Here is a 26,765-nt window from a genome sequence, read left to right as displayed (position 1 = left end):
GTGCCCACCCTGGATGTAATGCTGAAGATGTCGTTTTATGTATCGCTCGTGCTGATCGTGCCGGGGCCCACGAATACGCTGCTGCTCTCGGCGGGCCTCAAGGCCGGCATTCGCGATACGTGGCCGCTGGTCGCTTCGGAGGCGGCGGGTTACGTCATTGCGATCTCGATATGGGGCTTCTTCCTGCATGCACTCGCCGCCGGCAACGGCTGGATGTTCACCGGCATCAAGCTGCTCAGTTCCGGATTCATCTTCTACCTTGCCGTGAAGATGTGGACCGAGGGCCCGAAGCTGGATGATCTCGCGCGAGGGCCGGTCAGCCGTCGCGACCTGTTCCTTGCAACGCTGATGAATCCGAAGGCGCTACTGTTCGCCAGCACGCTGTTCCCGCTCGCCGCGTTCCGCTCGGCCAGCCAGTTCGCCATCGCCATCGGCGTGTTCCTCGTGGTCCTGGTGCCGATCGGCGTCGGCTGGTCCAGCCTCGGCGGCCTGCTGACCTCGAATCGCAACTGGGCCGACCGCGCCTCGACGCTGCTGCGCTGCGCGTCGATCGTGCTGCTGATGTTCTCCGGCACGCTCGTGTATTCGGCATTCAATCGTTGACATCCTGATGTGAACACGCGGAAGGTGTTGCCGGCAAAGCGCAGCGCGTCGCCTTCACCGCGCGGCTCTGTTTGCCAAGGAGTCCGTTGAGCGACTTCACCCGGTGGCGGTGGACAAGGGCCGTGCCGGCCAACCATGACATCCGCGGCCGCTTCAGTGCGACAGCCTCGCCTGCCTGAACCGCGTCCCCTTTTTCTACGACATACATCCACGCGGCCGCGTGTTTAACTCTCGCCACAAGCCCGATTCTCTCCAGGTGTAGGTTGCCGACGCATCACCATGGAAACAACGACCGGAACTTCAATGGTGAAAAACGCCGAACCCGCGAATTCCCGCAGCACGATCTCCGGTGGACCGGCAGCAAGCGAGCCGCTCGAGCACCCGTTCGCATGCGCCTGATCTGTTTCCCCTACGCGGGCGGCTCGGCCGCCGCTTATCGCGATCTGCAAGCCTTGTTGCCCGGGATCGAGGTGCGCCGTCATGAGCTTGCCGGCCGAGGCAGCCGCCGCTCCGAGCCTCCCGCGCGAGACATGGCGACGTTGATCGACACGTTGCTGCACGACCTGGGCAGCTGCTTCGATCGTCCCTTCGCCCTGCTCGGACACAGCATGGGCGCGGCTATCGCCGTCGAACTGGCGCTGCGGCTTCCGGCCCACGCGCAGCCGAACCTCCGGCATCTGTTCGTGAGCGGGCGCGCCGCACCGGGCAAAGAGCAGCATCTCCGCCCCCTGCAGGCGCTGGACGACCACGCCTTCGTCGCGGCGCTGCGCGAACTGGGCGGCACGCCGAAGCCGGTGCTGGACAACAGCGAACTGATGGCGCTGCTGATGCCGGTGCTGCGTGCGGATTTCACGATGATCGAAAACTACCGGCCCGTGCCAGGGCGCAGGCTGGCGGTCGACATCACCGCGTTCGCCGGCCGGGCGGACGAACAGGTCCCCGTCGATTCCGTTTCCGGCTGGGGCGCCGCGACGACCGGGAACTTCGATTTTCACGTCATCGAAGGCGATCATTTCTTTCTGAGGAACGAAATGCCGGCGATGGCCAGCATCATCGCGGCGCACTTGCGGCGCGCGGAACACGTCGCCTCGAGTGTGCTGCAAGCATGACGGGCATGGAGAACGCATGGATCCGCCCCGTCGCGGCCCGGGCGTCGCTGCCGGCCGACACTGTGATTGTCGACCTGGAGCACCGCGCGCGCCCTCTCGGCTTCCAAGCCCGAACCGCGGTCCGATCGAACAGGCCCGGAGGCTGCGCGTCACCTGCCTCCGCGCCATACCTGGAGTGCAATTGTGCAACTTGATCGAAAGCGAATCCTCGTAACAGGCGGCGCCGGCTTTCTCGGTTCGCATCTGTGCGAGCGCCTGGTCGAACTCGGTCACGACGTCTTGTGCGTCGACAACTATTTCACCGGCACCAAGCAGAACGTGGCCGCGCTGCTCGGCAACCCGCGCTTCGAGGCGCTGCGCCACGACGTGACGTTTCCGCTTTACGTGGAAGTCGACGAGATCTACAACCTCGCATGCCCCGCGTCGCCCGTCCATTACCAGCGCGATCCCGTGCAGACGACCAAGACCAGCGTGCACGGCGCGATCAACATGCTGGGGCTCGCCAGGCGCACGCACGCGCGCGTGCTGCAAACCTCCACGAGCGAGGTCTACGGCGACCCCGACGTCCATCCGCAGCCGGAGAGTTACCGGGGCAACGTCAACCCGCTCGGGCCGCGGGCCTGCTACGACGAAGGCAAGCGCTGCGCGGAAACGCTGTTCATGGACTATCACCGCCAGCAAAACGTGCGAATCAAGGTGGTGCGCATCTTCAACACGTACGGGCCGCGCATGCATCCCAACGACGGTCGCGTGGTGTCCAACTTCATCGTGCAGGCGCTGCGCGGCGAGGACATCACGCTGTACGGCGACGGCAGCCAGACCCGGGCGTTCTGCTACGTCGACGACATGGTCGAAGGTCTGATCCGGATGATGGCCACGCCCGCCGACGTCACCGGCCCGATCAATCTCGGCAATCCGCATGAGATCGCGGTCAGCGAGCTTGCGCAGATCATCCTGCGCCTGACCGGCTCGAAGTCGCGAATCGTCTTCCACCCGCTGCCGAAAGACGATCCGACGCAACGCTGCCCCGACATCGGCCTCGCACGCGCGCAGCTCGACTGGAAGCCGACGGTCGGGCTCGAAGCGGGGCTGCGGCGGACCATCGACTATTTCCGCTCGACGATGGCGACGTGACTTTGCATCGCACATGTCCCATTTTCCCGTGACAGACGCGACACGGCGTCCATGCTTCAATCTGGCCATACCGGTACACCATTGGCCGACATGAAGCTGCTCTCGTGTGCCACTGTCCATCAATCCGCCTTGCAAGCCGGATCACCGCGCATGGAACAACTCGAGTATCTGAAGCACGTCGAATCGAAGGCCCGAACCTACGCGACTTCTTTCCCCCGGCTGTTTACGCATGCCAAGGGCGTACGCATACGCGACGCCGAGGGTCGGGAATACATCGACTGCCTGTCCAATGCAGGGACGCTCGCGCTCGGGCACAACCACCCGGAAGTCAATGAAGCCGTGATGCGGTTTCTGACCTCCGATCAAATGCAGCAGGCACTCGACCTGGCGACGCCGGCGAAGCACGCGTTCGTCGAACAGCTTTTCTCGCTCCTGCCCAGGAGAATCGCCGAGACCGCCAGGATCCAGTTTTGCAGCCCGAGCGGATCGGACGGCAACGAAGCGGCCGTCAAGCTGGCCAGGCACTATACGGGCCGCTCGACGATCATGGCGTTCCACGGCGCCTACCACGGCATGACGGCCGGCGCGCTCGCCGCATCGGGAAATCTCATGCCCAAATCGGCCGGCGGCAGCGGGCACGGCGTTCATTTCCTGCCTTACCCGTATGCGTTTCGCTGCCCGTTCGGCACCGACGGCTCGGCGACCGATCAGCTCAGCATCAACTACATTCGGACCGTGCTGTCCGATCCCGAGAGCGGGATCACGAAACCGGCGGCGATCATCGTCGAAGTCGTGCAAGGCGAAGGCGGCTGCATCCCTGCTTCCGACGCCTGGCTGATCGAGTTGCGCGAACTGACGCTGCGGCACGAAATCCCGCTGATCGTCGATGAAGTGCAGACCGGCCTCGGCCGAACCGGCGCCCTGTTCGCGATAGAGCATTCCGGCATCCGGCCGGACGTGCTGGTGTTGTCGAAGGCGATCGGCGGCGGCTATCCGATATCGGTGGTGGTCTACGACGAGCGCCTGGACACCTGGCCGCCCGGCTCGCACGCCGGCACCTTCCGGGGCAACCAGATTGCGATGGTGGCCGGCTTGTCGACCATGCGCATCATCGAGCGAGACGGTCTGCCGGCGCACGCGGGCCGGGTCGGCACACTGCTGGTGGCGGGCCTCGAGCGTATCGCCGAACGGTTCCCTTGCCTGGGCCAGATACGCGGCAAGGGCCTGATGATCGGCGTTGAAGTCGTCCGGCCCGGCACGCATGGCCAAACCGGCCCGACCGATGGGGCACTGGCAAAGGCCATCAAGCTGAATTGCCTGCACAACGGACTCGTCATCGAAACCGGCGGCCGCAACGGCGCGGTACTCCGGTTCCTTCCGCCGCTGATCGTGTCGGAAGCCGACATCCACGAGATTCTCAACCGCTTCGAGCAAGCCGTGGAAACGGCCTGCCGCGCGTAGGCGCACCGCGGCGCGACCCGTGAACACCAACCGGATCGGGCTTCGCCGCGATCCACGTTCAGATTCAGAAAAGGAACATCGACCATGCTGGGCATGACGGAACGCAAGCTGCTTGCCGAGGGGGCCTCGCCGTGGCTGCTGGAGCCGGCATCGAACGAGCGCGATATCGTGCAGTCGGTGAACGACAATCGAGCGGAGCTGGACGCCCGGCTGCTGGAGCATGGGGCGCTGCTGTTTCGCGGCTTCGACGTGTCATCCGTGGACGGATTCGAAGCGTTTGCGAACGCGATTTCGGCGCATAAGTCCGACTACGTCTATCGCTCCACGCCGCGCACGTCGATCGGCAACGGCATCTTCACCGCAACCGAGTATCCGCCGAGCGAGACGATATCGCTTCATTGCGAAAACGCGTATCAACGCAACTGGCCGCTGAGAGTCGCATTCTGTTGCCTGACCGCGCCCACGGCCGGCGGCGAAACGCCGATCGCCGACATGCGCGAGGTGAGCCGCAGGATCGGGCCGCGCATCCTGGACGACTTCGAGGCGAAACAGGTCCGCTACGTCCGGCACTACCGGCGGCACGTCGACATTCCGTGGGAAACGGTCTTTCAAACCAGCGATCGCGGCCAGCTCGCGGCCTTCTGCGCGGACAACGACATCGAGCACGCATGGCTCGACGACGACACGCTACGCACCGCACAGATCAACCAGGGCGTCGCTTACCATCCGGTCACCCGCGACCGGGTGTTCTTCAATCAGGCCCATCTGTTCCACATCTCGAACCTGGACGCGTCGCTCGCGAGCTCGATCGTCAGCCTGTTCGGCAACGATCGGCTGCCGCGCAACGCATTCTACGGCGACGGGAGTCCACTCGATCTCGCCGACATCGAGCAGATTCGCAACGCCTTCCGCGAATGCGCGATCGCATTTCCATGGCAACGCGGCGACGTGCTGCTCGTCGACAACATGCGATTCGCGCATGGCCGCAATCCGTTCGAAGGCGAGCGCAAGGTCGTCGTGTCGCTGCTGGACCCATACTCCCCTGCATAGAACAATTTCGCGAAACGTCTTGTCCGGCATTTACGGGGCAGACATCGGGTTCTTGCGGTGCTCTAATTTCCACAGGCGACACACACTGACGTTCAATCATTCAATCGAGACGGAGGCGATGCTTTATCTCGTTCGCCACGCCGGATCTCAATCTGCTTCGCGCAGGACAGCCTGCCGTTGCCCATCGGAATGAACGCTAACCGGCCCCAAGGTGGCGTGCATCCAAATCAATGCTCTGCAGACAACGAAGGTTTCGTATGCTTCCCGAAATGAAATTCAGGACTGTTACGGAATTATTGCAATTTCGCGGCCATGACACGCCGGAGAAAACGGCATTCATTTTTCTCGACAACGGCGAAGCGGAGCTGACCCGGCTGACGTTCGGCGACCTGGACCAGCGGGCCCGCGGCATCGCCGCCAGATTGCAGGGCATGGCGCAACCGGGCGATCGCGTGCTGCTGGTCTATCCGCCCGGGCTGGAATTCATCAGCGCATGGGCGGGATGCCTGTACGCCGGCCTGATCGGCGTGCCGGCCTATCCTCCGCGCAGGCATCGTCCGGCCGATCGTCTCAAGTCGATCGTCGCCGACGCCGGGCCGGTCGTCGCGCTGACCGACGCCGCCACGCTCGACGGCATCGCGCATCACGAGGATGGCTATTCCGACACACTGGAACTGAAGATCCTTGCGACGGATCAGGGGTTCGACGCGCCGGCCGGGCAATGGCGCGCGCCGGACATCACGCCGCAGACGCTCGCGCTTCTGCAATACACGTCGGGCTCCACCGGCACGCCCAAAGGCGTGATGATCAGCCACGCGAACATCCTGAGCAACATGGCGGTCATCGCCGAGGCGAGCAATGCCGACGCGTCGACCGTGTTCGTCAGCTGGCTCCCCGTGTTTCACGACATGGGGTTCTTCGGGAAAGTGCTGCTGCCGATCCATCTCGGCGTGCTGTCGGTGCTGATGGCGCCGGCGGCTTTCGTGCAGAAGCCCATCCGCTGGCTGCAGGCGATCACGAAGTATCGCGGCACGCATTGCGCCGCGCCGGACTTTGCCTATGACCTGTGCGCGCGCAAGATTTCCGACGATGCCAAGGCGCAGCTCGATCTGAGCAGCTGGCAGGTTGCCTTCAACGGCGCGGAGCCGGTGCGTGCCGACACGGTGGCGCGTTTCTCGCGCGCATTCGCGTCGTGCGGCTTCCACGCGCATACGATGCGCCCGGTCTACGGCATGGCCGAGGCGACGCTGTTCATCACCGGCCAGCCGGCACGCTCGCTGCCGCTCGTGGCCGACTTCGACGCCGACGGGCTGGCGCAAGGCGTGGCGACGAAAAGCGCGGGCGGCAAGCCCCATGCGCTCGTCTCGTGCGGCCGGGCCTGGGCGGAGCACCGCCTGCGGATCGTGAACGCGGAGACCGGCCAGCCGTGCCCGCCGGGCCGGATCGGCGAAATCTGGGTGACCGGCCCGAGCGTCGGCGTCGGCTACTGGAACCGCCCCGAGGAAACGGAGCGCACCTTTCACGCGAGGCTGGACGGTGACGACGCGCGTTACCTGCGCACGGGCGATCTCGGCTTCGTCGACGGCGACGACCTCTTCGTCACCGGCCGCCTGAAAGACCTCATCATCATCGCCGGCCGCAATCACTACCCTCAGGATCTCGAACAATCCGCCGAGGGAAGCCACCCGGCGCTGGCGCCCAACGCGTCGGCGGCCTTCTCGATCACCGTCGACGACGTGGAGCGGGTCGTCATCGCATGCGAAGTGCGCCGCGAAGCGCTCAACACGCTGAACGCCGAAGCCGTCGCCGCGGAGATCCGGCGCACGCTCGCCGAAGCGCATGACGTCGACCTGTATGCGGCGATCCTGCTGAAGCCCGCCACGATCCCGCGCACGTCCAGCGGAAAAATCCAGCGGAGCCGAACCCGGCAGGCATTCCTGAACGGACAGGGGCTCGCGATCGCGGGCGAGTGGCGGCGTGCGGTCTCCGCGGAATACGCGCCCGTCGCGACCGCTGCCGCACGCGGCACGCAGGCGCTGGTGCAATGGTTCGTCGAGCATGTCGCGCGTCTGTCGGGCATCGCGCCCGGCGATCTCGACCCCGACGCGCCGTTCAGCGCCTACGGGCTCGACTCGAAAGACGCCATCATGCTCACGGGCGAGTTGCAGGACTGGCTTGGGCAGCCGGTTTCCCCTACGGTCGTCTACGATTTTCCGAGTATTTCCCTGCTGGCGCGCCATCTGAGCGGCGCCGCGAATGCGCGCTCGGAAACGGCGCGCGCTTGCGCCGAAGCGCGCGCGGATATCGCCATCGTCGGCATCGGATGCCGCTTCCCCGGCGCCGATCATCCCGACGCGTTCTGGCAGCTTCTGCTGCAAGGCCGCGACGCGGTCGGCGCGTCGAACCCGCGCGCCGCCAACCTTCCGGCCACCGGACTGCTCGAGCAGGTCGACCAGTTCGATGCGGACTTCTTCGGCATCAGCGCCCGCGAAGCCGAGGCGATGGACCCGCAACAGCGCCTGCTGCTCGAGGTCGCCTGGGAGACGTTCGAGCACGCGGGCATCGCACCACGGCGTCTCGCCGGCGGACGCACCGCGGTCATCGTCGGCATCAGCAATGCGGACTACGTCCGTCTGGCGCAGGAAGAAGCCGCGGACGTCGGCCCCTATGTCGCGACCGGCAATGCGCTGAGCGTCGCCGCCAACCGCATTTCCTACACGCTCGACCTGCGCGGCCCGAGCTGGGCGGTCGACACCGCGTGCTCGTCGTCGCTCGTCGCGGCTCATCAGGCGTGCCGCGCGCTGCAGCGCGGCGAGTGCGATGCGGCGCTCGCCGGCGGCGCCAACCTGATCCTGGCGCCGCAGTTGAGCGCCTCCTTCACGCAATCAGGCATGCTGTCGTCGGACGGCCGATGCAAGGCGTTCGACGCGGCAGCCAACGGCTATGTGCGCGGCGAAGGCGTGGGCATGGTGCTGCTCAAGCGTCTCGACGATGCCGTCAAGGACGGCGACACCGTGTTCGCGGTGATCCGCGGCTCGGCGGTGAACCAGGACGGCCGCAGCAACGGCCTGACCGCGCCCAATGGTCCGGCCCAGCAGGCCGTGATCGACAGTGCGCTGCGCGATGCCGGCGTGCGGGCGCAGGACGTCGGCTTCGTCGAGGCGCACGGGACGGGAACGCCGCTTGGCGACCCCATCGAATTGAATTCGCTGACGGCGGTCCTGGGCGGATCGCGTCGCCCGGAAGATCTCTGCTGGATCGGTTCGGTCAAGACCAACATCGGCCATCTGGAATCGGCGGCGGGCATCGCCAGCCTGATCAAGACCGCGCTGGCGCTGCACCATCGCGCCATTCCGCCGAACCTCCATTTCCGGTCGCTCAACCCTCATATCGCGCTCGACGGCACGCCCTTCCGTATTCCGCAGCAGGTCACGCCCTGGCATGCGGAGCACGGGCCGCGCATGGCCGGCGTGAGTTCGTTCGGCTTCGGCGGCACCAACGCGCACATGATCCTGTCCGAAGCGCCGCCGCGGCCCGGGGAGATCGAAGCCGATCCGGCGGCGCTCACGGCACCTGCGGCGCGCGTCGTGACGCTCTCCGCGCGCACGCCCGAAGCGTTGCAGGCCCTGGCGACGTCCTATGCGGCGTATCTCGACGCCCATCCCGAGGTCCGTTTGCCGGACGTCGCGTTCACGGCGAACACCGGGCGCACCCATTTCTCGCGGCGCGCCGCCGTCGTCGCGTCGAGTCTCGATTCGTTGCGTTCGCAACTGCATGCCGTCTCGGCCGGCGCGAGCGCCGAAACGCCGCCCACGGTGACTTTCCACTTTTGCGCGGACGATGGCGGCAGCGCCGAGGCCGAGCGCCAATTGCGCGCGGCCAGCCCCGCTTTCCGCACACTGATGGACCGGCAACGCGAAGCGTCCGGGCTCGACGCTTCCGAAGCACGGTTCACGGCATTCCAGTGCGCGCTCGCGCAGCTATGGACGTCCTTCGGCATCACGCCGCAAGCGGTTCGCAGCACCGGCGACGGGCATCGCGCCGCGGCCTCGTTTGCGGACGTGCCGCCGGCGCCGGACGGCGATGCGGCCGGAAGCATCGTGATCGAGATCGGCGCGCGCACGGCCGCGTGGGACACGATCCTGCACACGCTCGCCGAGCTCTATGTACGTGGCGCATCCATCGACTGGCATGCGGTCGAGCAGGACGGCCCGCACCGGCGGCTCACGCTGCCGACCTACCCGTTCGAGCGTCGCGGCTTCTGGATACCCGCGCGCGAGCCCCGGCATCCGCTGCTCGGGCGCCTCAAGGAGCAGCACGCGCACACGCCCGGCACGTGGATCTGGGAGTCGCGCCTCGACGCGCCGGCCACCGCGTTTCTCGGCGGGCATCGCGTCAAGGGCGCGCCCGTGCTGCCCTATTCCGCCTATGTGGAAATGGCGCTGGCGGCCGCGTCGCAGATCGGTTCCGCCGGCCATGCCACGTTGAAGGACCTCGCGCTGCATGCGCCGTTGCCGCTGCATCCGCATGAATCGCGCACCGTGCAGACCGTGCTGAGCCGTCAGTCCGGGGGACCGTTTTCGTTTGCCGTCTATCACCGGATCGAGGACACGAGCGCCGCCGCGACATGGCAGATGTGCGCCAGTGCCGAAATTCACGAATCGGATTGGAGTCACGCATGAAGTTCGGCCTGATGTTCTTCGCCAGCAGTGAAGAGGCGTTGTCCGGCAACAAGTACCGGCTCGTGATGGAAAGCGCCCGCTTCGCCGATGCGAACGGGTTTTCCAGCGTCTGGGTGCCGGAGCGCCATTTCACCGAATTCGGCTCGCTGTACCCCAATCCCGCCGTGCTGCACGCCGCGCTCGCCGCGTCCACCCAACGCGTGAGGCTGCTCGCGGGCAGCGTGGTCGGCGCGCTGCACAACCCGATCCGCATCGCGGAAGAGTGGTCGATGGTGGACAACCTGTCGAACGGCCGCGTGGGCGTTTCGTTCGCGTCCGGATGGAATCCTGACGATTTCGTGTTCGCCCCGGAAAAGTACGCGACGCGGCAGGACGAGATGCTGACCGCGATGCGCGCCGTTCAGCATCTGTGGCGCGGCGGCACGCTGGATGCGCGCAACGGCGTCGGCAAGCCGGTGCAGCTGCGCATCTACCCGACGCCGGTGCAGCCGGAGCTGCCCGTCTGGGTGACCGCCGCCAGCAACCCGCAGACCTTCGTCCTCGCCGGGGAAGTCGGCGCCAACCTGCTGACCCACGTGCTCGACCAGGATCGGGATCAGCTCGCCCACAAGATCGCGCTCTACCGCGACGCGCGCGCGAAGCACGGCTTCGATCCGGCGGCGGGCACCGTCTCCGTGATGCTGCACACGTTCGTCGGCGCGGACCCGGCGCAGGTGCGCGAGCAGGCGCGCGCGCCGTTCTGCAACTACATCCGCAGCAATATCGGCCTGCTGAACGGGCTGGCGCAAAGCCGCGGCCAGTCGGTGGACGTGCGCGCGATGGGCGCGCGCGAGCTGGACGAGTTCGTCGAGTTTCTCTATGAACGCTTCGCGCAATCGCGCGGCCTCATCGGCACCCCGGAAACCTGCGTCGAGCTGGTGCGGGACCTGGAATCGATCGGCGTGGATGAAGTGGCCTGCCTGCTCGATTTCGGTCCGCCGGTCGAGCTGATCCTCGGCAATCTGCCGCAATTGCGCCGGCTGCGGGAGATGTGCGCATCCACGCCGTCCGCCGCGCCACGGCGATTCGATGCCGCTTCGGTGCAGGCCCGCTGCACCGAAACGGCATCGGGCGCGGACTTCAATGGCGAAATCCGCCAACACGGCGTTCAGATCGACGGCGTGTTCGACGCGATCCGGCAGATCTGGCGCACCGCCGGCGAGGCGCTGGGGAAAATCAGCCTGCCTGCCGATGCGCTGGCGTCGTCGCAATACCACGTGCATCCCGCGTTCCTCGACGCGTGCAGCCGCGTGCTCGCCGCCGCGATCGACGCGGATGCGCTGAACGACGGCGGCATGTACCTGCCCAGTTCGATCGGCGCGGTGCGCGTGCATCAGCCGCCGTCGTCGGCCGATGCGTGGAGTCATGCCACGCTGCGCAAGCCGGTCGGGCAAGATGCGCTGGAGGGCGATATCCGCGTCTATGACCTCGCCGGACGACTGCTGATCGAGATCGACGCGCTGCGGCTGCAGCACGTGCGTTCCGCGCAAACCGTCGGACGGCAAGAGGTCGCCGCGCTGCTGTATCAGCGCGTCTGGCGACCGTCGAGCGGCGACGCGGCAACCGGCGGCTCGGCGCATGGCGAGTGGCTGATTCTCGCGGACCGCGGCGGCGTCGGCGCGCAAGTGGCGGCGCTGCTGGAAAGCGCGGGCGATACGTGCGCGCTGTACTTCGCGGACGCGACGCCGCACCTGCCCGCGCTCGACCGGCCGCTGAAGGGCGTCATCCACCTGTGGAGCCTCGATCTCGATCCGTCCGACATCGCGGCGAGACGGCATGCCAGCACGAGCGTGCTGCAACTGCTCAGGACGCTTGCGTCACGCGCCGCGTCGGCCGGGCAGGCGCGTCTGTGGCTGGTGACGTCGGGCGCGATGAACGTGCTGGAAGGCGAATCGACGGCCGTCGCGCAGGCGCCCTTGTGGGGACTGGGCCGCGCGATCGCCGTCGAGCATGCCGCGCTGTGGGGCGGGCTCGTCGACCTCGATCCCGCGCAGCCGTCCGCGGCGCACGTCGTGCAAGCGGTTCGGGCCGGCGGCCGCGAAGACATGATCGCGTATCGCCGCGAACAGCGTTACGTCGCGCGCATCGCCCGCGACAATCGCGAATTCGTCAGTCACCGCCCGATCAGGTTCCACGGCGACTCGACCTATCTGGTGACCGGCGGGCTCGGCGGGCTCGGCCTGCGGCTCGCGTCCTGGCTCGCCGCCAACGGCGCCGGCAAGATCGCGCTGCTCGGGCGCGGCGAGCCGTCCCCCGCGGCCGAAAAAATCCTGCGCACGCTCGACGCTAGGGTCATTCGCGCCGATCTGTCGCGTCGTGAGGACGTCGCCGCAGCGATCAGCGAAATCGCACGCTCGATGCCGCCGCTCAAGGGCGTTTTCCACCTCGCCGGCACGCTCGACGATGCGCTGCTGATGCGCCAGGACGACGATGCCTTCCATCGCGCCGGCAGCGGCAAGGCCGACGGGGCCTGGTATCTGCACGAGCTGACGGCCGACCTGCCGCTCGACCATTTCGTGCTGTTCTCGTCGATGGCCGCGCTGCTCACCATGCCGGGCCAGGGCAACTACGCCGCGGCGAACGGCTTCCTCGACGCCCTCGCGCATCATCGGCGCGCGCAGGGAAAACCGGGCCTCAGCGTCAATTGGGGGCCGTGGGCGGAGATCGGCCACGCCGCCACCGACTATGGGCGGCGCGCCCACGAGCAACTGGCCGGGCTCGGCGTCGGCACGCTGTCGCCCGAACTGGCGATCGCGGCGCTGGAGCGGCTGATGGCGTCCGGCGTCGTCCAGTCCGGGGTGGCCCGGATCGACTGGCCGACCTTGTTCCGGGTCGATGCGCCGGCCGCCGGGTCGGCGCTGTTTTCCGAACTGGCGCAACCGGCCGCCCAGCCGGCGCAGCAAGAGACCGAACTGCTGCGCCAGCTCCGTTCGTGCGCGCCGCGCGAGCGGATCGAGCTCGTCACCGGCACGCTCGCGCAGATGCTGGCCAAGACCCTTCGCCTCTCCGGCGCCGACGCCATCGCGCCCGAGCAATCGCTGTTCGATCTCGGCCTGAATTCGCTGATCGCGCTCGAACTGACCGACAGCCTCACCAAGGTGTTCGGGAAACCGTTTCGCGCCACGCTGCTGTTTTCCTATCCGAACCTGCAGACGCTCGCCCAATACGTGCTCAACGAACTGTCGCCGTCGCTTCCTGCGCCCGTCGTCGACGAAGCATCCGACGACCTCGACGAGGACGACCTTTCCGAACTGATCGCCCAGGAGATCGGCGCACAATGAACGCCAAGGCCACTCAAGCACTGAAAGCCGCGCTCGACGAACTGCGCCTGCGGCGCGCGGAAATCGCGGCGCTGCGTTCGGACCGCAACGAGCCGATCGCCGTCATCGGCATGGCTTGCCGCTTTCCCGGCAGCAGCGATACGCCGGCCGCGTTCTGGCAGCTGCTCGACCACGCGCGCGACGCCGTCACCGAAGTGCCGCGCGAACGCTGGGACATCGACCGCTATTACGACCCGGACCCGGCCGCGCCCGGCAAGATGGCGACCCGCCACGGCGCCTTCATCGAGCGCGTGGATCAATTCGACGCGGCGTTCTTCGGGATCGCGCCGCGCGAGGCCACCTACCTCGATCCGCAGCAAAGGCTCCTGCTCGAAGTGGCCTGGGAGGCGCTCGAAAACGCCCATCTCGCGCCCGAGCGCTTCAGGCAGTCCGCCACGGGCGTGTACGTCGGCATCACCTGCTTCGACCATGCCATTCAGGTGTCCAATGCGTCGACGCCGTCGAGCAGCTACGCCGGCACCGGCAGCGCGCTGAACATGGCCGCGGGCCGGTTGTCGTTCGTGCTGGGCCTCACCGGCCCGAGCATGGCGATCGACACCGCCTGCTCGTCGTCGCTGGTCTGCCTGCACCTCGCCTGCGAAAGCCTGCGCTCGCGCGAAACCAGCATGGCGCTCGCGGGCGGCGTCAATCTCATGCTCTCGCCCGAGGTCATGGTCAGCTTCTCGCAGGCGCGCATGCTGTCGCCGGACGGGCGCTGCAAGACCTTCGACGCGGCGGCGGACGGCTACGTGCGCGGCGAAGGCTGCGGCATGGTGGTGCTCAAGCGCCTCGCCGACGCGCTCGCCGACGGCGACCGGGTGCTCGGCATCGTGCGCGGCACGGCGGTCGACCAGGGCGGCGCGGGCGGCGGGCTGACCGTGCCGAGCCGCGATTCGCAGGAGCGCGTGATCCGCCGCGCGCTGAACCAGGCCGGCCTCGCGCCCGGCGACGTCTCGTATGTCGAGGCCCACGGCACCGGGACCTCCCTCGGCGACCCGATCGAGGTCGAGGCGCTGGCCGGCGTCTATGGCCCCGGGCGCGCGGCCTCCGAGCCGCTCGTGATCGGCTCGGTCAAGACCAACATCGGGCATCTGGAGTCGGCCTCCGGCATCGCCGGGCTGATCAAGGTGCTGCTGTCGTTCGAGCACGACAGGATTCCTGCGCATCTGCATTTCACGCAACCCAATCCGCATACGCCGTGGCAGGACATCCCGATCCGCGTCGCGGCCGATCCGGTCGCGTGGCCGCGCGGGGAACGCAGGCGCGTCGCCGGGTTGAGCGCGTTCGGCTTCAGCGGCACCAATGCCCACGCGATCGTCGAGGAACCGCCGGTCGCGCCGGCGCACGATGCGCAGCGTTCGCTGCTGCTGCTGTCGGCCCGGTCCGAAGCGGCGCTGACGGCGCTCGCGCAACGCTACGAGCGCGCGATCGCCGGCGCGCCGCCGCACGAGCTGGCCGCGATCTGCCGCGCCGCCGCCGTGGGACGGAGCCACTATCCGTTTCGCGCCGCCTATGTGTCGGGCATGCGGGAACCGGCGACGACTTCGGCGCGCGCGGGCAAGGCCACGCGCATGGGCTTCATGTTCGCGTCGCTGGACACCGGCGTCGCGCGCGAACTGCACGCGTCGGAACCGCATTTCCGCGCAGCCTTCGAGCGTTGCTCGGTGCCGCTGTCGGCGCTCGATACCGATGCGGGCCGCTTCGCGATCCACTTCGCGTGGGCGGAACTGTGGAACGCATGGGGCATCCGTCCCTCCGTCGTGTCGGGCCATGGCATCGGCGAATATGTCGCGGCCTGCGTAGCGGGTGTCGTGAGCCTGGCCGACGCGCTGCGCCTCGTGGCCGCCCGGTCCGATTCCGACGCGTTGCGCGCCGCGCTGCAGGACATGGCGCTCGCACGGCCGTCAGTCCGCCTGATTTCCGGCAGTGTCGGCACCGAGGTGACCGACGAGGTCACGCATCCGCAGTACTGGCTGCAGTTGGCCGGGCGGCCGGATCAGGCCGACGCGCCGCGCACGCCGGACGGGCTCGCCGACGGCTGGCTGCCGCCGCCATGCGCCGGCCACGCACTGGAGCGCGCGCTCGCGGCCCTGTATGTGCAGGGCTGGCAGTTCGACTGGAACGCGTTGTTCTCGGCGCCCGCCCAGCCCGCCACGACCTTGCCGAACTACCCGTTCGAGCGCCAGCGCTTCAGTCTGGAAAAGAACCGCTCGCCCGTCGTCGGCATGGATGCCGGCAGCATCGAGGAAGCGTCCCGGCGTCTCAAGACGTCCGGCAAGTATTCGGAAGAGGTGCTGAACGCATTCCCGGAACTGCTTCAGACTGCGTTCGCCCCCGCCGAAACCGCCGCCCCGGACGCAAACCCGCTCTATCACGTGGTGTGGGAGCAGCAAGCCGCGTTGCCGGCGGCCCGGTTCGCCGCCGACGCGTCGCCGTGGCTGATCTTCGCGGACGAGAGCGGCGCAGGCGACCGGTTCGCGGCGCTGCTGCGCGCGCGCGGCGCATCCTGCGCGCTGGTCCGCGCCGGCCGCGACTATCGCGCCCCCGCGGAAGCAGACGCAGCCTGGCAAGTCGCGCCCGAGCAGCCGGACCATTTCGTCCGCTTGCTGCAGGAGGCCGCCGCTCCCGGGCAGCGCATCGTCTTCTTGTGGGCGCTGGACGAAACCGTCGGCGCGTCGCGCATGTCCACGGCGCTGCTGCATCTCGTGCGCGCGCTGGGCAGCGACGAGCGCGAGTGGGCGGCGTCGGCCCGGCCCAGGATCTGGGTGGTCACGCGCGACGCGGTGGAGGCCGGCGAAACGCCCCGTGTGTCGGGACTCGCGCAGGCTGCGCTGGCGGGCCTGGCGCGGGGCGCGATGATCGAGCATCCGGAATGGTTCGGCACCGCGATCGATCTCGATCCGGCCGCGCCGGAGGACGAGACGCAGGCGCTGCTTCACGAGGTGCTCGGCGAGAGCCGCGAAGAACAGGTGGCCTTGCGGCAAGGCGCGCGCTACGTCGCGCGCCTGAGCCCGCTCGCGCCAGCCGAAACGGCCGCGCTGCGGGTCGACCCGGAAGCGGCCTACCTGATCACCGGCGGGTTCGGCGCGCTCGGGCTGCACACCGCCAGGTGGCTGGCGGCGCACGGCGCAGGCACGCTGATCCTGGTCGGCCGGCAAGGGGCCGCGAGCGACGAGAGCCAGCGGGCGATCGCCGAGCTGCGCGACCGGAACGTGACCGTCCGTTGCGAGCGCCTCGACATCACCGACCCGGCGGCCGTCACGGATTGCTTCGCCACGCTCCGGCGCGAACGCGTGCCGCTGCGGGGCATCGTGCATGCGGCCGGCATCGTCGGCTACAAGCCGATCATGCAGGTCGAGCGCGAGGAACTGGAAGCCGTCCTGCAACCGAAGGTCGCCGGCGCATGGCTGCTCCATCAGCACAGCGAACCGTTCCCGCTCGACTTCTTCATCCTGTTTTCGTCGATCGCGTCCGCGTGGGGCTCGCGCGACCAGGCGCACTACAGCGCCGCGAACCGCTTCCTCGACGCGCTCGCGCATCATCGCCGCCATCTGGGCCTGCCGGCCTCGAGCGTGAACTGGGGGCCGTGGGCGCAGGGCGGCATGACGTTCCCGGAGGCCGAGGCGCTGCTGCGACGCGTCGGCATCAAGTCGCTGGCGGCGGATCGCGCGCTCGACGTGCTCGATCATCTCCCCGCCGTGCCCCAGGTGGCGGTCGTCGACATCGACCTCGCGCTGTTCCAGGGCTCCTACGAGGCGCGCGGACCGAAGCCCTTCCTCGACCGCGTGCGGGTCGACGCAACCCCGCCGAGCGCGCCGGCGATGCCCGCGCTGAGCGACAAATCCCCCCGCGAGCGCAAGCGCCTGCTGGCGGACGCCATCGACCGCGCGGTTGCGCAGGTGCTCGGCTTCGGCTCGGCGACGCCGGACCGCGACCGCGGGTTCTTCGAGATGGGCATGGATTCGCTGATGGCGGTGGACCTGCGCGCGCACCTCGAAAAAGCGCTCGGCGCGCCGTTGCCGGTCGCGCTGCTGTTCGATCATCCGACGGTCAACGCGCTCGCGGATTTCCTGGCGGAGCAGTCGTCCGCCACCGCGCCGGACGCGCCCGCCGCGCCGACGGCGTCGGCGCAAGCCGTATCGCCGCGGCCTGCAGCGCCCGCCGTTGCGACGCGCGAGGCCGGCACGCCGGAGCCGATCGCGATCGTCGGCATGAGCTGCCGCTTTCCGGGCGCCGCGCACGATCTCGACGCCTATTGGCAGTTGCTGAACGACGGCGTGGACGCGATTTCCGAAGTGCCGCGCGAGCGCTGGGACATCGACGCGTACTACGATCCCGATCCCGAAGCGCCGGGCCGCATGTATTGCCGCTTCGGCGGTTTTCTCGACGGCGTCGACCAGTTCGATCCGGCGTTTTTCCGCATCACGCCGCGCGAGGCGGCCGCGATGGACCCGCAGCAGCGCCTGCTGCTCGAAGTCAGCCACGAAGCGCTGGAGCATGCCGGCATTCCCGTCGACAGCCTGAAGGGCAGCCGCACCGGCGTGTTCGTCGGCATCACCACCAACGATTACGCGAATCTGCAGCTTCGCAACGGCGGCGGCAGCGGCATCGACGGCTATTTCTTCACCGGCAATCCGCTCAACACGGCGGCCGGCCGCATCTCCTACGGGCTGGGCCTGCAAGGCCCGAGCATGGCGATCGACACCGCCTGCTCGTCGTCGCTCACCGCGATCCATACCGCGAGCCAGAACCTGCGCACCGGCGAGTGCGATCTCGCCATCGCGGGCGGCGTCAACCTGATTCTTTCGCCGGACAACTCGATCGCCGTGTCGCGCACGCGGGCGCTGGCCCCGGACGGCCGCTGCAAGACCTTCGACGCGGCGGCGGACGGCTTCGTGCGCAGCGAAGGCTGCGGCGCGCTCGTGCTCAAGCGCCTGTCCGATGCGCTCGCCGCGGGCGATCGCGTGCTGGCCGTGCTGCGCGGTTCGGCCGTCAACCACGACGGTGCGTCGAGCGGCTTTACCGCGCCGAACGGGCGCGCGCAGGAAGAAGTGATCCGCAAGGCGCTGGGCGGGATTCCCGCCGCGTCCGTCGATTACGTGGAAGCGCACGGCACCGGCACCGCGCTCGGCGATCCGATCGAGGTGCAGGCGCTCGCGACGGTGTTCGGCGCCGGCCGCGACGCGGGCAGGCCGCTGCGCGTCGGCTCGGTGAAAACCAACATCGGCCACACGGAATCCGCCGCCGGCATCGCGGGGGTCATCAAGGTCGTGCTGTCGCTCAACCACGAGCGCATCCCCGCCCATCTGCATTTCCGCCACCCGAGCCCGCTGGTGCGCTGGGACGCGCTGCCGATCGAGGTCTGCGCCGAGGCGAGCGCGTGGCCGCGCGGCGCGCAGCCACGGCGAGCCGGCGTCAGCGCGTTCGGCGCGAGCGGCACCAACGCGCACCTGGTGCTGGAGGAAGCGCCCGCGCCGGCGCGGCAGGCGACGCCGTCGAGGCACAACGTGCATCCGCTGGTCCTGTCGGCCAAGACGCCGGCGGCATTGCGCGAGCTTGCCGCGCGCTATCAGCGGCGGCTCGAAGCCGAACCCGGTCTCGATATCGCGGCCGTGGCGTATTCGGCGTCGACCGGCCGCTCGCATTTCGCGCATCGGCTGGCGCTGCCGGTGTCGTCGCTCGAGGACGCCGTCGAAAAGCTGCGCGCGTTCCAGGCGAAAGAACCCGCCGCCGCGACGCAGCCCGCGCCCCGGGTGAAGATGGCGTTCCTGTTCACCGGCCAGGGTTCGCAATACGCCGGCATGGGCCGCCGCCTGTACGACGCGTATCCGGTGTTCCGCGACGCGATCGACCGCTGCCGCGCGGTGGCCGACCCGCTGCTCGACAAGCCGTTGCTCGAGGTGCTGTCCGCCCGCAACGAGGACATTCACCAGACCGGCTATAGCCAGCCGGCGCTGTTCTCGCTGCAGTACGCGCTCACCACGTTGCTGGCGTCGTTCGGCGTGACGCCCGACGCCGTGATGGGACACAGCGTCGGCGAGTACGCGGCCGCCTGCGCGGCCGGCATCTTCTCGCCGGAAGACGGCCTGCGGCTGATCGCCGAACGCGGCCGGCTGATGCAGGCGCTGCCCCGCGACGGCGAGATGGCGGCCATCTTCGCGGACCTCGCCACGGTCGAGCGCGCAATCGACGCCTATCCGCACGAGGTGGCGGTGGCTGCCGTCAACGGCCCGGCCAGCATCGTGATCTCCGGCAAGCGCGAGCGCATCGCGATGCTGGTCGACGCGTTCGCCGCGCAAGACATCCGGTCCGTGCCGCTCAATACGTCGCACGCGTTCCACTCGCCGCTGCTCGAGCCGATGCTGGACGAGTTCCAGGCCGCGGCGAAAGCGGTGCGCGTCGCGCGCCCGGCGATCCCGTTCTATTCCAATCTCACGGGCGCCGTGATGGACGAGGCGCCCACCGACGAATACTGGCGCCGTCACTGCCGGGAGCCGGTGCAGTTCGCGAGCAGCGTCGAGCGCCTTGTCGAAGCCGGATTCAACCTGCTGGTCGAAATCGGCCCCAAGCCGGTGCTCGTCAACCTGGCGCGCGCCTGCTGCGCGCCGGACGCCGGCATCCAGTTCCTCGGCTTGCAGCGGCCGCAAGTGGAGCAGCAAGCCCTGGTCGAAGCGCTGTCGAGTCTTTACGCCCACGGCGTCGACGTCGATTGGGCCTCAACCGAAACACCCGCGCTCACGCGCGTCGCATTGCCGTCCTATCCCTTCCAACGCAGTCGTACCTGGTTCCAGAAAGCGGACACGTCCATGACCCAGACAAGCGCACTTCCCATCGCCGCAACGCCGACGCTCAACCGTATCGGCGAGGTTCTCGAATGGCTTCGCGGCAAGATCGGCGAATTGATCCAGGCCGATCCCTCCACCATCAACATCGACCTGCCCTTCCTGGAAATGGGCGCCGACTCGATCGTGCTGATCGAGGCGATCCGGCACATCGAGAAGCAGTACGGCGTGAAGCTGGTGATGCGCCGCTTCTTCGAAGACCTGGCGACGGTGCAGGCGCTGGCCGAGTACGTCGCCGACAACCTGCCGGCGGAGGACGCGCCGCCCGCGGCAGCGGCCGAACCGTCCGCAACGGCCGCCGCGCCGCTCCTTGCGGCGGTGCCTGCGCCGCTCGCCGCCGCCCCGGCGGCCCCGGTGGAATGGGTCGCGGCCGAAGGCGGCTCCACGGTCGAGCGGGTGTTGCGCGAACAGAATCAACTGCTGTCCCACGTCATGAGCCAGCAAATGGAGCTGCTGCGCACGTCGCTGACCGGCCATGCCGACGTTCGGCCGACGGTCGCCGCGCAAGCCGTCGCGAGCGTCGCGCCGAAGGCCGCCGTTGCGGTCCATGCCGTTGCGCCCGCAACGAAACCCGCGCCTGCGGTCGCGGCTCCGGCTGCGCCTGCCTCGGACAATCAGCCCCGCAAGCCCATGATGCCGTGGGGCAGCCCGGTCGAACAACGGGCGCGCGGCCTGACCGCCGTGCAGCAGGAGCATCTCGAAGCGCTGATCGTGCGCTACACCACGCGCACCCGGAAATCGAAGGACTCGGTGCAGGCGTCCCGCTCGGTGCTGGCCGACAGCCGCGCCACGGTTGGCTTCCGCTTCTCGACCAAGGAGATGCTGTATCCGATCGTCGGCGATCGCGCGGCCGGTTCGCGGCTGTGGGATATCGACGGCAACGAGTACATCGATTTCACGATGGGCTTCGGCGTGCATCTGTTCGGCCACACGCCGGAATTCATCCAGCAGCAGGTCACCCGCGAATGGCAGCGTCCGCTCGAACTGGGCGCGCGCTCCAGCCTCGTCGGCGAAGTGGCCGCGCGCTTCGCCCGCGTCACCGGCCTCGATCGCGTCGCCTTCTCGAACACCGGCACCGAGGCGGTGATGACCGCCATGCGGCTCGCGCGCGCCGTGACCGGGCGCGACAAGATCGTGATGTTCACGCATTCGTATCACGGCCATGCGGACGGCACGCTCGCCGCGGCGAACGCGGAAGGCGTGACGGAAGCCATGGCCCCCGGCGTGCCGTTCGGCTCGGTCGAGAACATGGTCCTGCTCGACTACGGCAGCGACGCCGCGCTCGAGACCATCCGCGGCATGGCGTCGACGATCGCCGCCGTGCTGGTGGAGCCGGTGCAGAGCCGCAACCCGTCGCTGCAGCCCGTCGCATTCCTCAAGGAGCTGCGCCGCATCACCGAGGAGGCCGGGGCCGCGCTGATCTTCGACGAAATGATCACCGGCTTCCGCGTCCATCCGGGCGGCTCGCAGGCCATGTTCGGCATTCGGGCCGATCTCGCGACCTACGGCAAGATCATCGGCGGCGGCCTGCCGCTGGGCGTCATCGCCGGCTCCCGACGCTTCATGGACGCGATCGACGGCGGCATGTGGACCTACGGCGACCACTCGTTCCCCGCCGCGGACCGCACGGCGTTCGGCGGCACCTTCTGCCAGTATCCGCTCGCCATGTCGGCCGCGCTGGCCGTGCTGGAGAAGATCGAGCAGGAAGGTCCGGCGCTGCAGGCCACGCTCAACGAACGGACCGCGCAAATCGCCGCCACGCTGAACGCGTTCTTCGCGGAGGCCGAGGCGCCGATCAAGGTCACGTGGTTCGGCTCGATGTTCCGCTTCGAATTCACCGAGAACCTCGACCTGTTCTTCTATCACATGCTCGAAAAGGGCATCTACATCTGGGAATGGCGCACCTGCTTCCTGTCCACCGCGCATACGGACGCCGATGTCGACCGCTTCATCCGCGCGGTGAAGGACAGCGTCGCCGACCTGCGCCGGGGCGGCTTCATCCGGCCTCATTCGAAGCACGGCACGGTTGCCGCGCTGAGCGAAGCGCAGCGGCAGTTGTGGGTCCTGTCGGAAGTCGATCCCGAAGGATCGCTGGCCTACAACGTCAACACCACCCTCGAGCTGAACGGCCGGCTCGACGAGGCCGCGATGCGCGCGGCCGTCCAGGGCCTGGTCGACCGGCACGAGGCGCTGCGCACCACGCTGACGCCGGACGGGTCGGGCCAGATCGTGCATCCGTCGCTGACGCTCCAGATTCCGTTGATCGACACGGACCAGGACGCGTGGCGGGATCAGGAAAGCCGCCAGCCGTTCGACCTGGTGAACGGCCCGCTCTTTCGCGCCGCGCTCGTGCGCCTGAGCAGCGAGCGTCACCTGCTGGTGATGACGGCCCATCACATCATCTGCGACGGCTCCACGTTCGGCATCCTGCTCGAGGATCTGGCGCGGGCTTATGCCGGCGCGGCGCCGGCCGCGGCGCCGCTGCAGTTCCGCGAGTACCTGAAGCAGATCGACGGCCAGCGCCACAGTCCGGAAGCGAAGGCGAACCGCGAGTACTGGCTGGCGCAATGCGCGGGCCACGCCGAACCGCTGAATCTTCCGGTGGACTACCCCCGGCCCGCGGTGAAGACGTTTCACGGCGAGCGCGTGTCCCTGCATCTGGATGCGGAGGAGGCCGCGTCGCTGCGCGCCGCCGCCCGTCAGAACGGCTGCACGCTCTACATGATGCTGCTCGCGGGCTTCAATCTGTTCCTGCACCGCATCGCCGGCCAGCAGGAGATCGTCACCGGCATCCCCGTGACCGGCCGCTCCGTGGCCGGCAGCGACCGCCTCGCCGGCTACTGCACGCATCTGCTGCCGCTGCGCTCCACGCTGCCGGACGCGGCCACCGTGGCGAGCTTCCTGTCCGGCACGCGCCAGAACCTGCTCGACGCGCTCGAGCATCAGGATTTCCCGTTCGCCGAGCTGGTCCGCGAAATCGGTGCGCAGCGTGATCTGAACGCCGCCCCGCTGGTATCGGCGGTCTTCAATCTGGAACCCGTGTCGGCGCTGCCCGAACTGCCCGGCCTGAAGGTCGGCCTGGTCGCCCCGCTGATCCGTCATACCGCGTTCGACCTGAACGTCAACGTGCTCGACGCGGGGCAGGAACTCCTGATCGATTGCGACTACAACACCGATCTGTTCGAACAGAGCACGGTGCAGCGTTTCCTCGGGATCTACCGGAAACTGCTGACGAGTCTCGCGGGCGATGCGTCGGCCGCCGTTGCCCGGCTGCCGCTGCTGAGCGATGCGGAACGGAACACGCTGACCGTCGAGTGGAACCGGACCGACACGGATTTCGGCGCTGCCGCCGAACAACCGCTGCACCGGCTGTTCGAGCAGCAGGCCGAGCGCACCCCCGACGCCGTCGCCGCCGTTCATGACGACGCGTCGCTCACCTACGCCGAACTCAACCTGCGCGCCAACCGCCTCGCCCATCACCTCATCGCGCTCGGCGTCGCCCCCGACTCCCTCGTCGGCGTCGCCATGGAGCGCTCGCTCGACATGATCGTCGCGCTGCTCGCCATCCTCAAGGCCGGCGGCGCTTACGTCCCCGTCGATCCCGACTACCCCGCCGAGCGCGTGCGCTTCATGATCGACAACGCCCAGCTGCGCTGGCTCCTCACCCAGCAGCATCTGCTGCCCGCGCTGCCCGACACCGACGCCCGCCTGATCGTCGTCGATCGCGACGCGCACGAGTTCGCCGCCGCGCCCGCGGCCAACCCCGCGCCCGCGCTGAGCGGCGACAACCTCGCCTACATGATCTACACCTCCGGCTCGACCGGCAGGCCCAAGGGCGCGCTCAATACCCATCGCGCCGTCACCAACCGCATCCTCTGGATGCAGCACGCGTACGCGCTCGGCGCCGACGATGCCGTGCTGCAGAAGACCCCGTTCAGCTTCGACGTCTCGGTCTGGGAATTCTTCTGGCCGCTCGTCACCGGCGCGCGCCTCGTGTTCGCCCGGCCCGGCGGCCAGCGCGAGACCGACTACCTCGTCGATCTCATTGCACGCGAAGGGATCACCACCGTCCATTTCGTGCCGTCCATGCTGCGCGCCTTCCTCGACCATCCGGACCTCGACGCGCACTGCGCGTCGCTGCGTCGCGTCGTGTGCAGCGGCGAGGCGCTGCCCTACGACCTGCAGCAGCGCTTCTTCGAGCGCCTGGACGCCAGGCTGTACAACCTCTATGGCCCGACCGAGGCCGCCGTCGACGTGACCGCCTGGGAATGCCGGCGCGACGACGCGCACCGCAACGTCCCGATCGGCCGGCCGATCGCCAATACCCGCGTCTATATCGTCGACGCGCAGATGCAGCCCGTGCCGGTCGGCGTGGCGGGCGAGCTGCTGATCGGCGGCACGCCGGTCGGGCGCGGCTATCATGGCGAGCCCGAACTGAGCGCCGCGAAGTTCATCGCCGATCCATTCTCCGCCGACCCGCACGCGCGCCTCTATCGCACCGGCGATCTCGCGCGCTACCGTGCCGACGGCAACATCGAATTCCTCGGCCGCATCGACCATCAGGTCAAGCTGCGCGGCCTGCGCATCGAACTCGGTGAAATCGAGGCGACGCTGGCATCGCACCCGTGGGTCGACGCAGCCGTCGTGGCGCTGCGCGGCGCGGACGACGGCGCGAGACTCGTCGCGTGGCTGCTTTCGTCGCACCCCGAAGCCGAACTGATCGAGGCGGTGCGCGGGCACCTTCAGCAGCGGCTGCCGGATTACATGGTGCCGTCCGCGTTCGTCGTCGTGACCGCGTTCGCGCATCTGCCCAACGGCAAGCTCGATCGCGCCAGCCTGCCCGAACCCGGCGACGGCGTGGACCACGTCGAGCCCGGCAACGCGCTCGAAGCGCAGCTGGCGGCAATCTGGCAAGAAGTGCTCGGCAAGAACCGGATCAGCACGACCGCCAATTTCTTCGAGCTGGGCGGCAATTCGCTCTCCGCGACGAAGGTCGCCGCGCGCATCCGCCGCGACCTGCAGGTGAAGCTGGAAATCCGCAGCCTGTTCTCGCACCCCACCATTTCCAGCCTCGCGAAGCGCATCGCCGATACGCAGCCCATCGATTACACGCCGGTGACGCCGCTGCCCGCGCAGCCGCAATACGAACTCTCGCCCGCGCAGACGCGGCTCTGGGTCCAGGATCGCCTCAATGCGGCGCAAGCCGGCGGGCCGCTGCCCACGTCGCTGCTGTTCGAGGGCGTGCTGGACGTGGACGCGCTCGTGCGCGCGTTCCGGGCGTTGAGTGAACGTCACGAGATCCTGCGCACGCGTTTCGTGCTGGTCGGCAATCAACCGTTCCAGCAAGTGCTGCCTGCCGGCGAAGCCGCGTTCCCGGTCGAGGTCGTGGATTTGCAGGATGCCGAGGACCGCGATGCGCAGGCCGCGTCGATCGAAGCCCGCGAACGGCTCGCGCCGATGGATCTCGCCGCCGGCCCGCTGTTCCGCGTCAAGCTGCTCAGGCTCTCCGAAGTCCGTCACGTCTGCATCTGCACGATGCATCACATCGTGACCGACGGCTGGTCCACGGAGGTGCTGCTCGACGACCTGTCGCAGATCTATAACGCGTTCGTCGAGCGCCGGGACAATCCGCTGCCCGCGCTCGCCATCCAGTACAAGGACTACGCGGGCTGGCTGAACCGCCTGCTCGCGGGGCCGGAAGGCGCTCGCATGAAGGATTATTGGCTGAACAAGCTGGGCGGCGACCTGCGCGCGCTGGCACTGCCGGGCGACGTCGAGCAGCCTGCCGCACCGAGCTGGAAAACCTGGCGCTTCGAACTGCCGGCCGCCGCGACGACGGCGCTGGAATCGCTCGGCAAGCGCCATGGCGCGACCTTGTTCATCGCGCTGCTGTCTGCGATCAAGGCGCTGTTCTACCGCCGCTCCGGCCAGGAGGACATCGTCGTCGGCACGCCGGTCGCGGGCCGCGAGCTTCCCGAGCTCGAGTCGCAGGTCGGCCCCTATCTGAACGTGCTGGCGCTGCGCGATCGCGTCGCCGGCGACGATCGCTTCGACACGCTGCTGACCCGGGTGCGGGACACCACCATCGAAGCGTTCTCCCACCCGCTTTATCCGCTGGATCGCCTGCTCGACGAGCTGCACGTCAAGCGCGTTCCGGGACGCAATCCGCTCTTCGACATCGGCCTGACGCTGCAGAACCAGCGGCAAGGCGCCGTCGATCGCTATGCGGGGCAAGTGCGCATTTCCGAGTTGCCGGACCACAACCAGCAAGGCGCGGACACGGAAGCCGCGACCGACTTCTGGTTCCTGGCCGAGCCGCGCGACGAGGGTCTCGCGATCAGCGTCGTCTATCACGCCGGGCGCTTCAGCGAAGCGCTGGTGCGAGGCCTCGCCGACGAGCTGACGTCCGTGATCGGCGAGATTCTGGCCAACCCGGGCGTACGCATCCGGAACCTGACGCTGGGACAGCGCGCGCTGCGCGCCGACACCCGCCAGAGCGCCGTCGAACTCAGCGCATTCTAAGGA

8 protein-coding genes are annotated in these 26,765 nt (G+C 68.4%); all 8 read left to right on the top strand.

The window, feature by feature from the left end:
- Positions 1 to 18 precede the first annotated feature (18 nt).
- Complete coding sequence (locus tag WT26_RS00245; RefSeq protein WP_059956595.1) at positions 19 to 603, top strand: LysE family translocator; 585 nt, start codon at positions 19 to 21, stop codon at positions 601 to 603.
- A 389-nt stretch (positions 604 to 992) separates the two neighbouring features.
- The gene (locus tag WT26_RS00240) at positions 993 to 1,712 is read left to right on the top strand and encodes a thioesterase II family protein (protein WP_069269442.1); all 720 of its coding nucleotides are present in this window, start codon (positions 993 to 995) and stop codon (positions 1,710 to 1,712) included.
- Between the two features lie 183 nt (positions 1,713 to 1,895).
- A complete protein-coding gene (locus tag WT26_RS00235) occupies positions 1,896 to 2,846 on the top strand; it encodes a UDP-glucuronic acid decarboxylase family protein (protein ID WP_069271944.1) in 951 nt (316 codons plus the stop codon).
- A gap of 150 nt (positions 2,847 to 2,996) precedes the next feature.
- Entirely contained in the window at positions 2,997 to 4,307 is a 1,311-nt protein-coding gene (locus WT26_RS00230) for a diaminobutyrate--2-oxoglutarate transaminase family protein (RefSeq protein ID WP_069269441.1), read from the top strand.
- 84 nt (positions 4,308 to 4,391) lie between these two features.
- A complete protein-coding gene (locus WT26_RS00225; RefSeq protein WP_069269440.1) occupies positions 4,392 to 5,357 on the top strand; it encodes a TauD/TfdA family dioxygenase in 966 nt (321 codons plus the stop codon).
- Positions 5,358 to 5,614: 257 nt separating this feature from the next.
- Positions 5,615 to 10,039: a beta-ketoacyl synthase N-terminal-like domain-containing protein gene (locus WT26_RS00220; protein ID WP_069269439.1), complete on the top strand. Its 4,425-nt coding sequence runs from the start codon at positions 5,615 to 5,617 to the stop codon at positions 10,037 to 10,039.
- Entirely contained in the window at positions 10,036 to 13,359 is a 3,324-nt protein-coding gene (locus WT26_RS00215) for a type I polyketide synthase (RefSeq protein WP_069269438.1), read from the top strand. The genes WT26_RS00220 and WT26_RS00215 overlap by 4 nt, the downstream gene beginning before the upstream one ends.
- Positions 13,356 to 26,762, top strand: coding sequence for a hybrid non-ribosomal peptide synthetase/type I polyketide synthase (locus WT26_RS00210; protein WP_069269437.1), 13,407 nt, complete (start codon positions 13,356 to 13,358; stop codon positions 26,760 to 26,762). Before WT26_RS00215 ends, WT26_RS00210 begins: the two co-directional genes overlap by 4 nt.
- Positions 26,763 to 26,765 lie beyond the last annotated feature (3 nt).

The sequence above is a fragment of the Burkholderia cepacia genome (genome assembly GCF_001718835.1).
GTDB classification, from domain to species: domain Bacteria; phylum Pseudomonadota; class Gammaproteobacteria; order Burkholderiales; family Burkholderiaceae; genus Burkholderia; species Burkholderia cepacia_F.
This window is presented reverse-complemented; position numbering and strand designations above follow the sequence as displayed.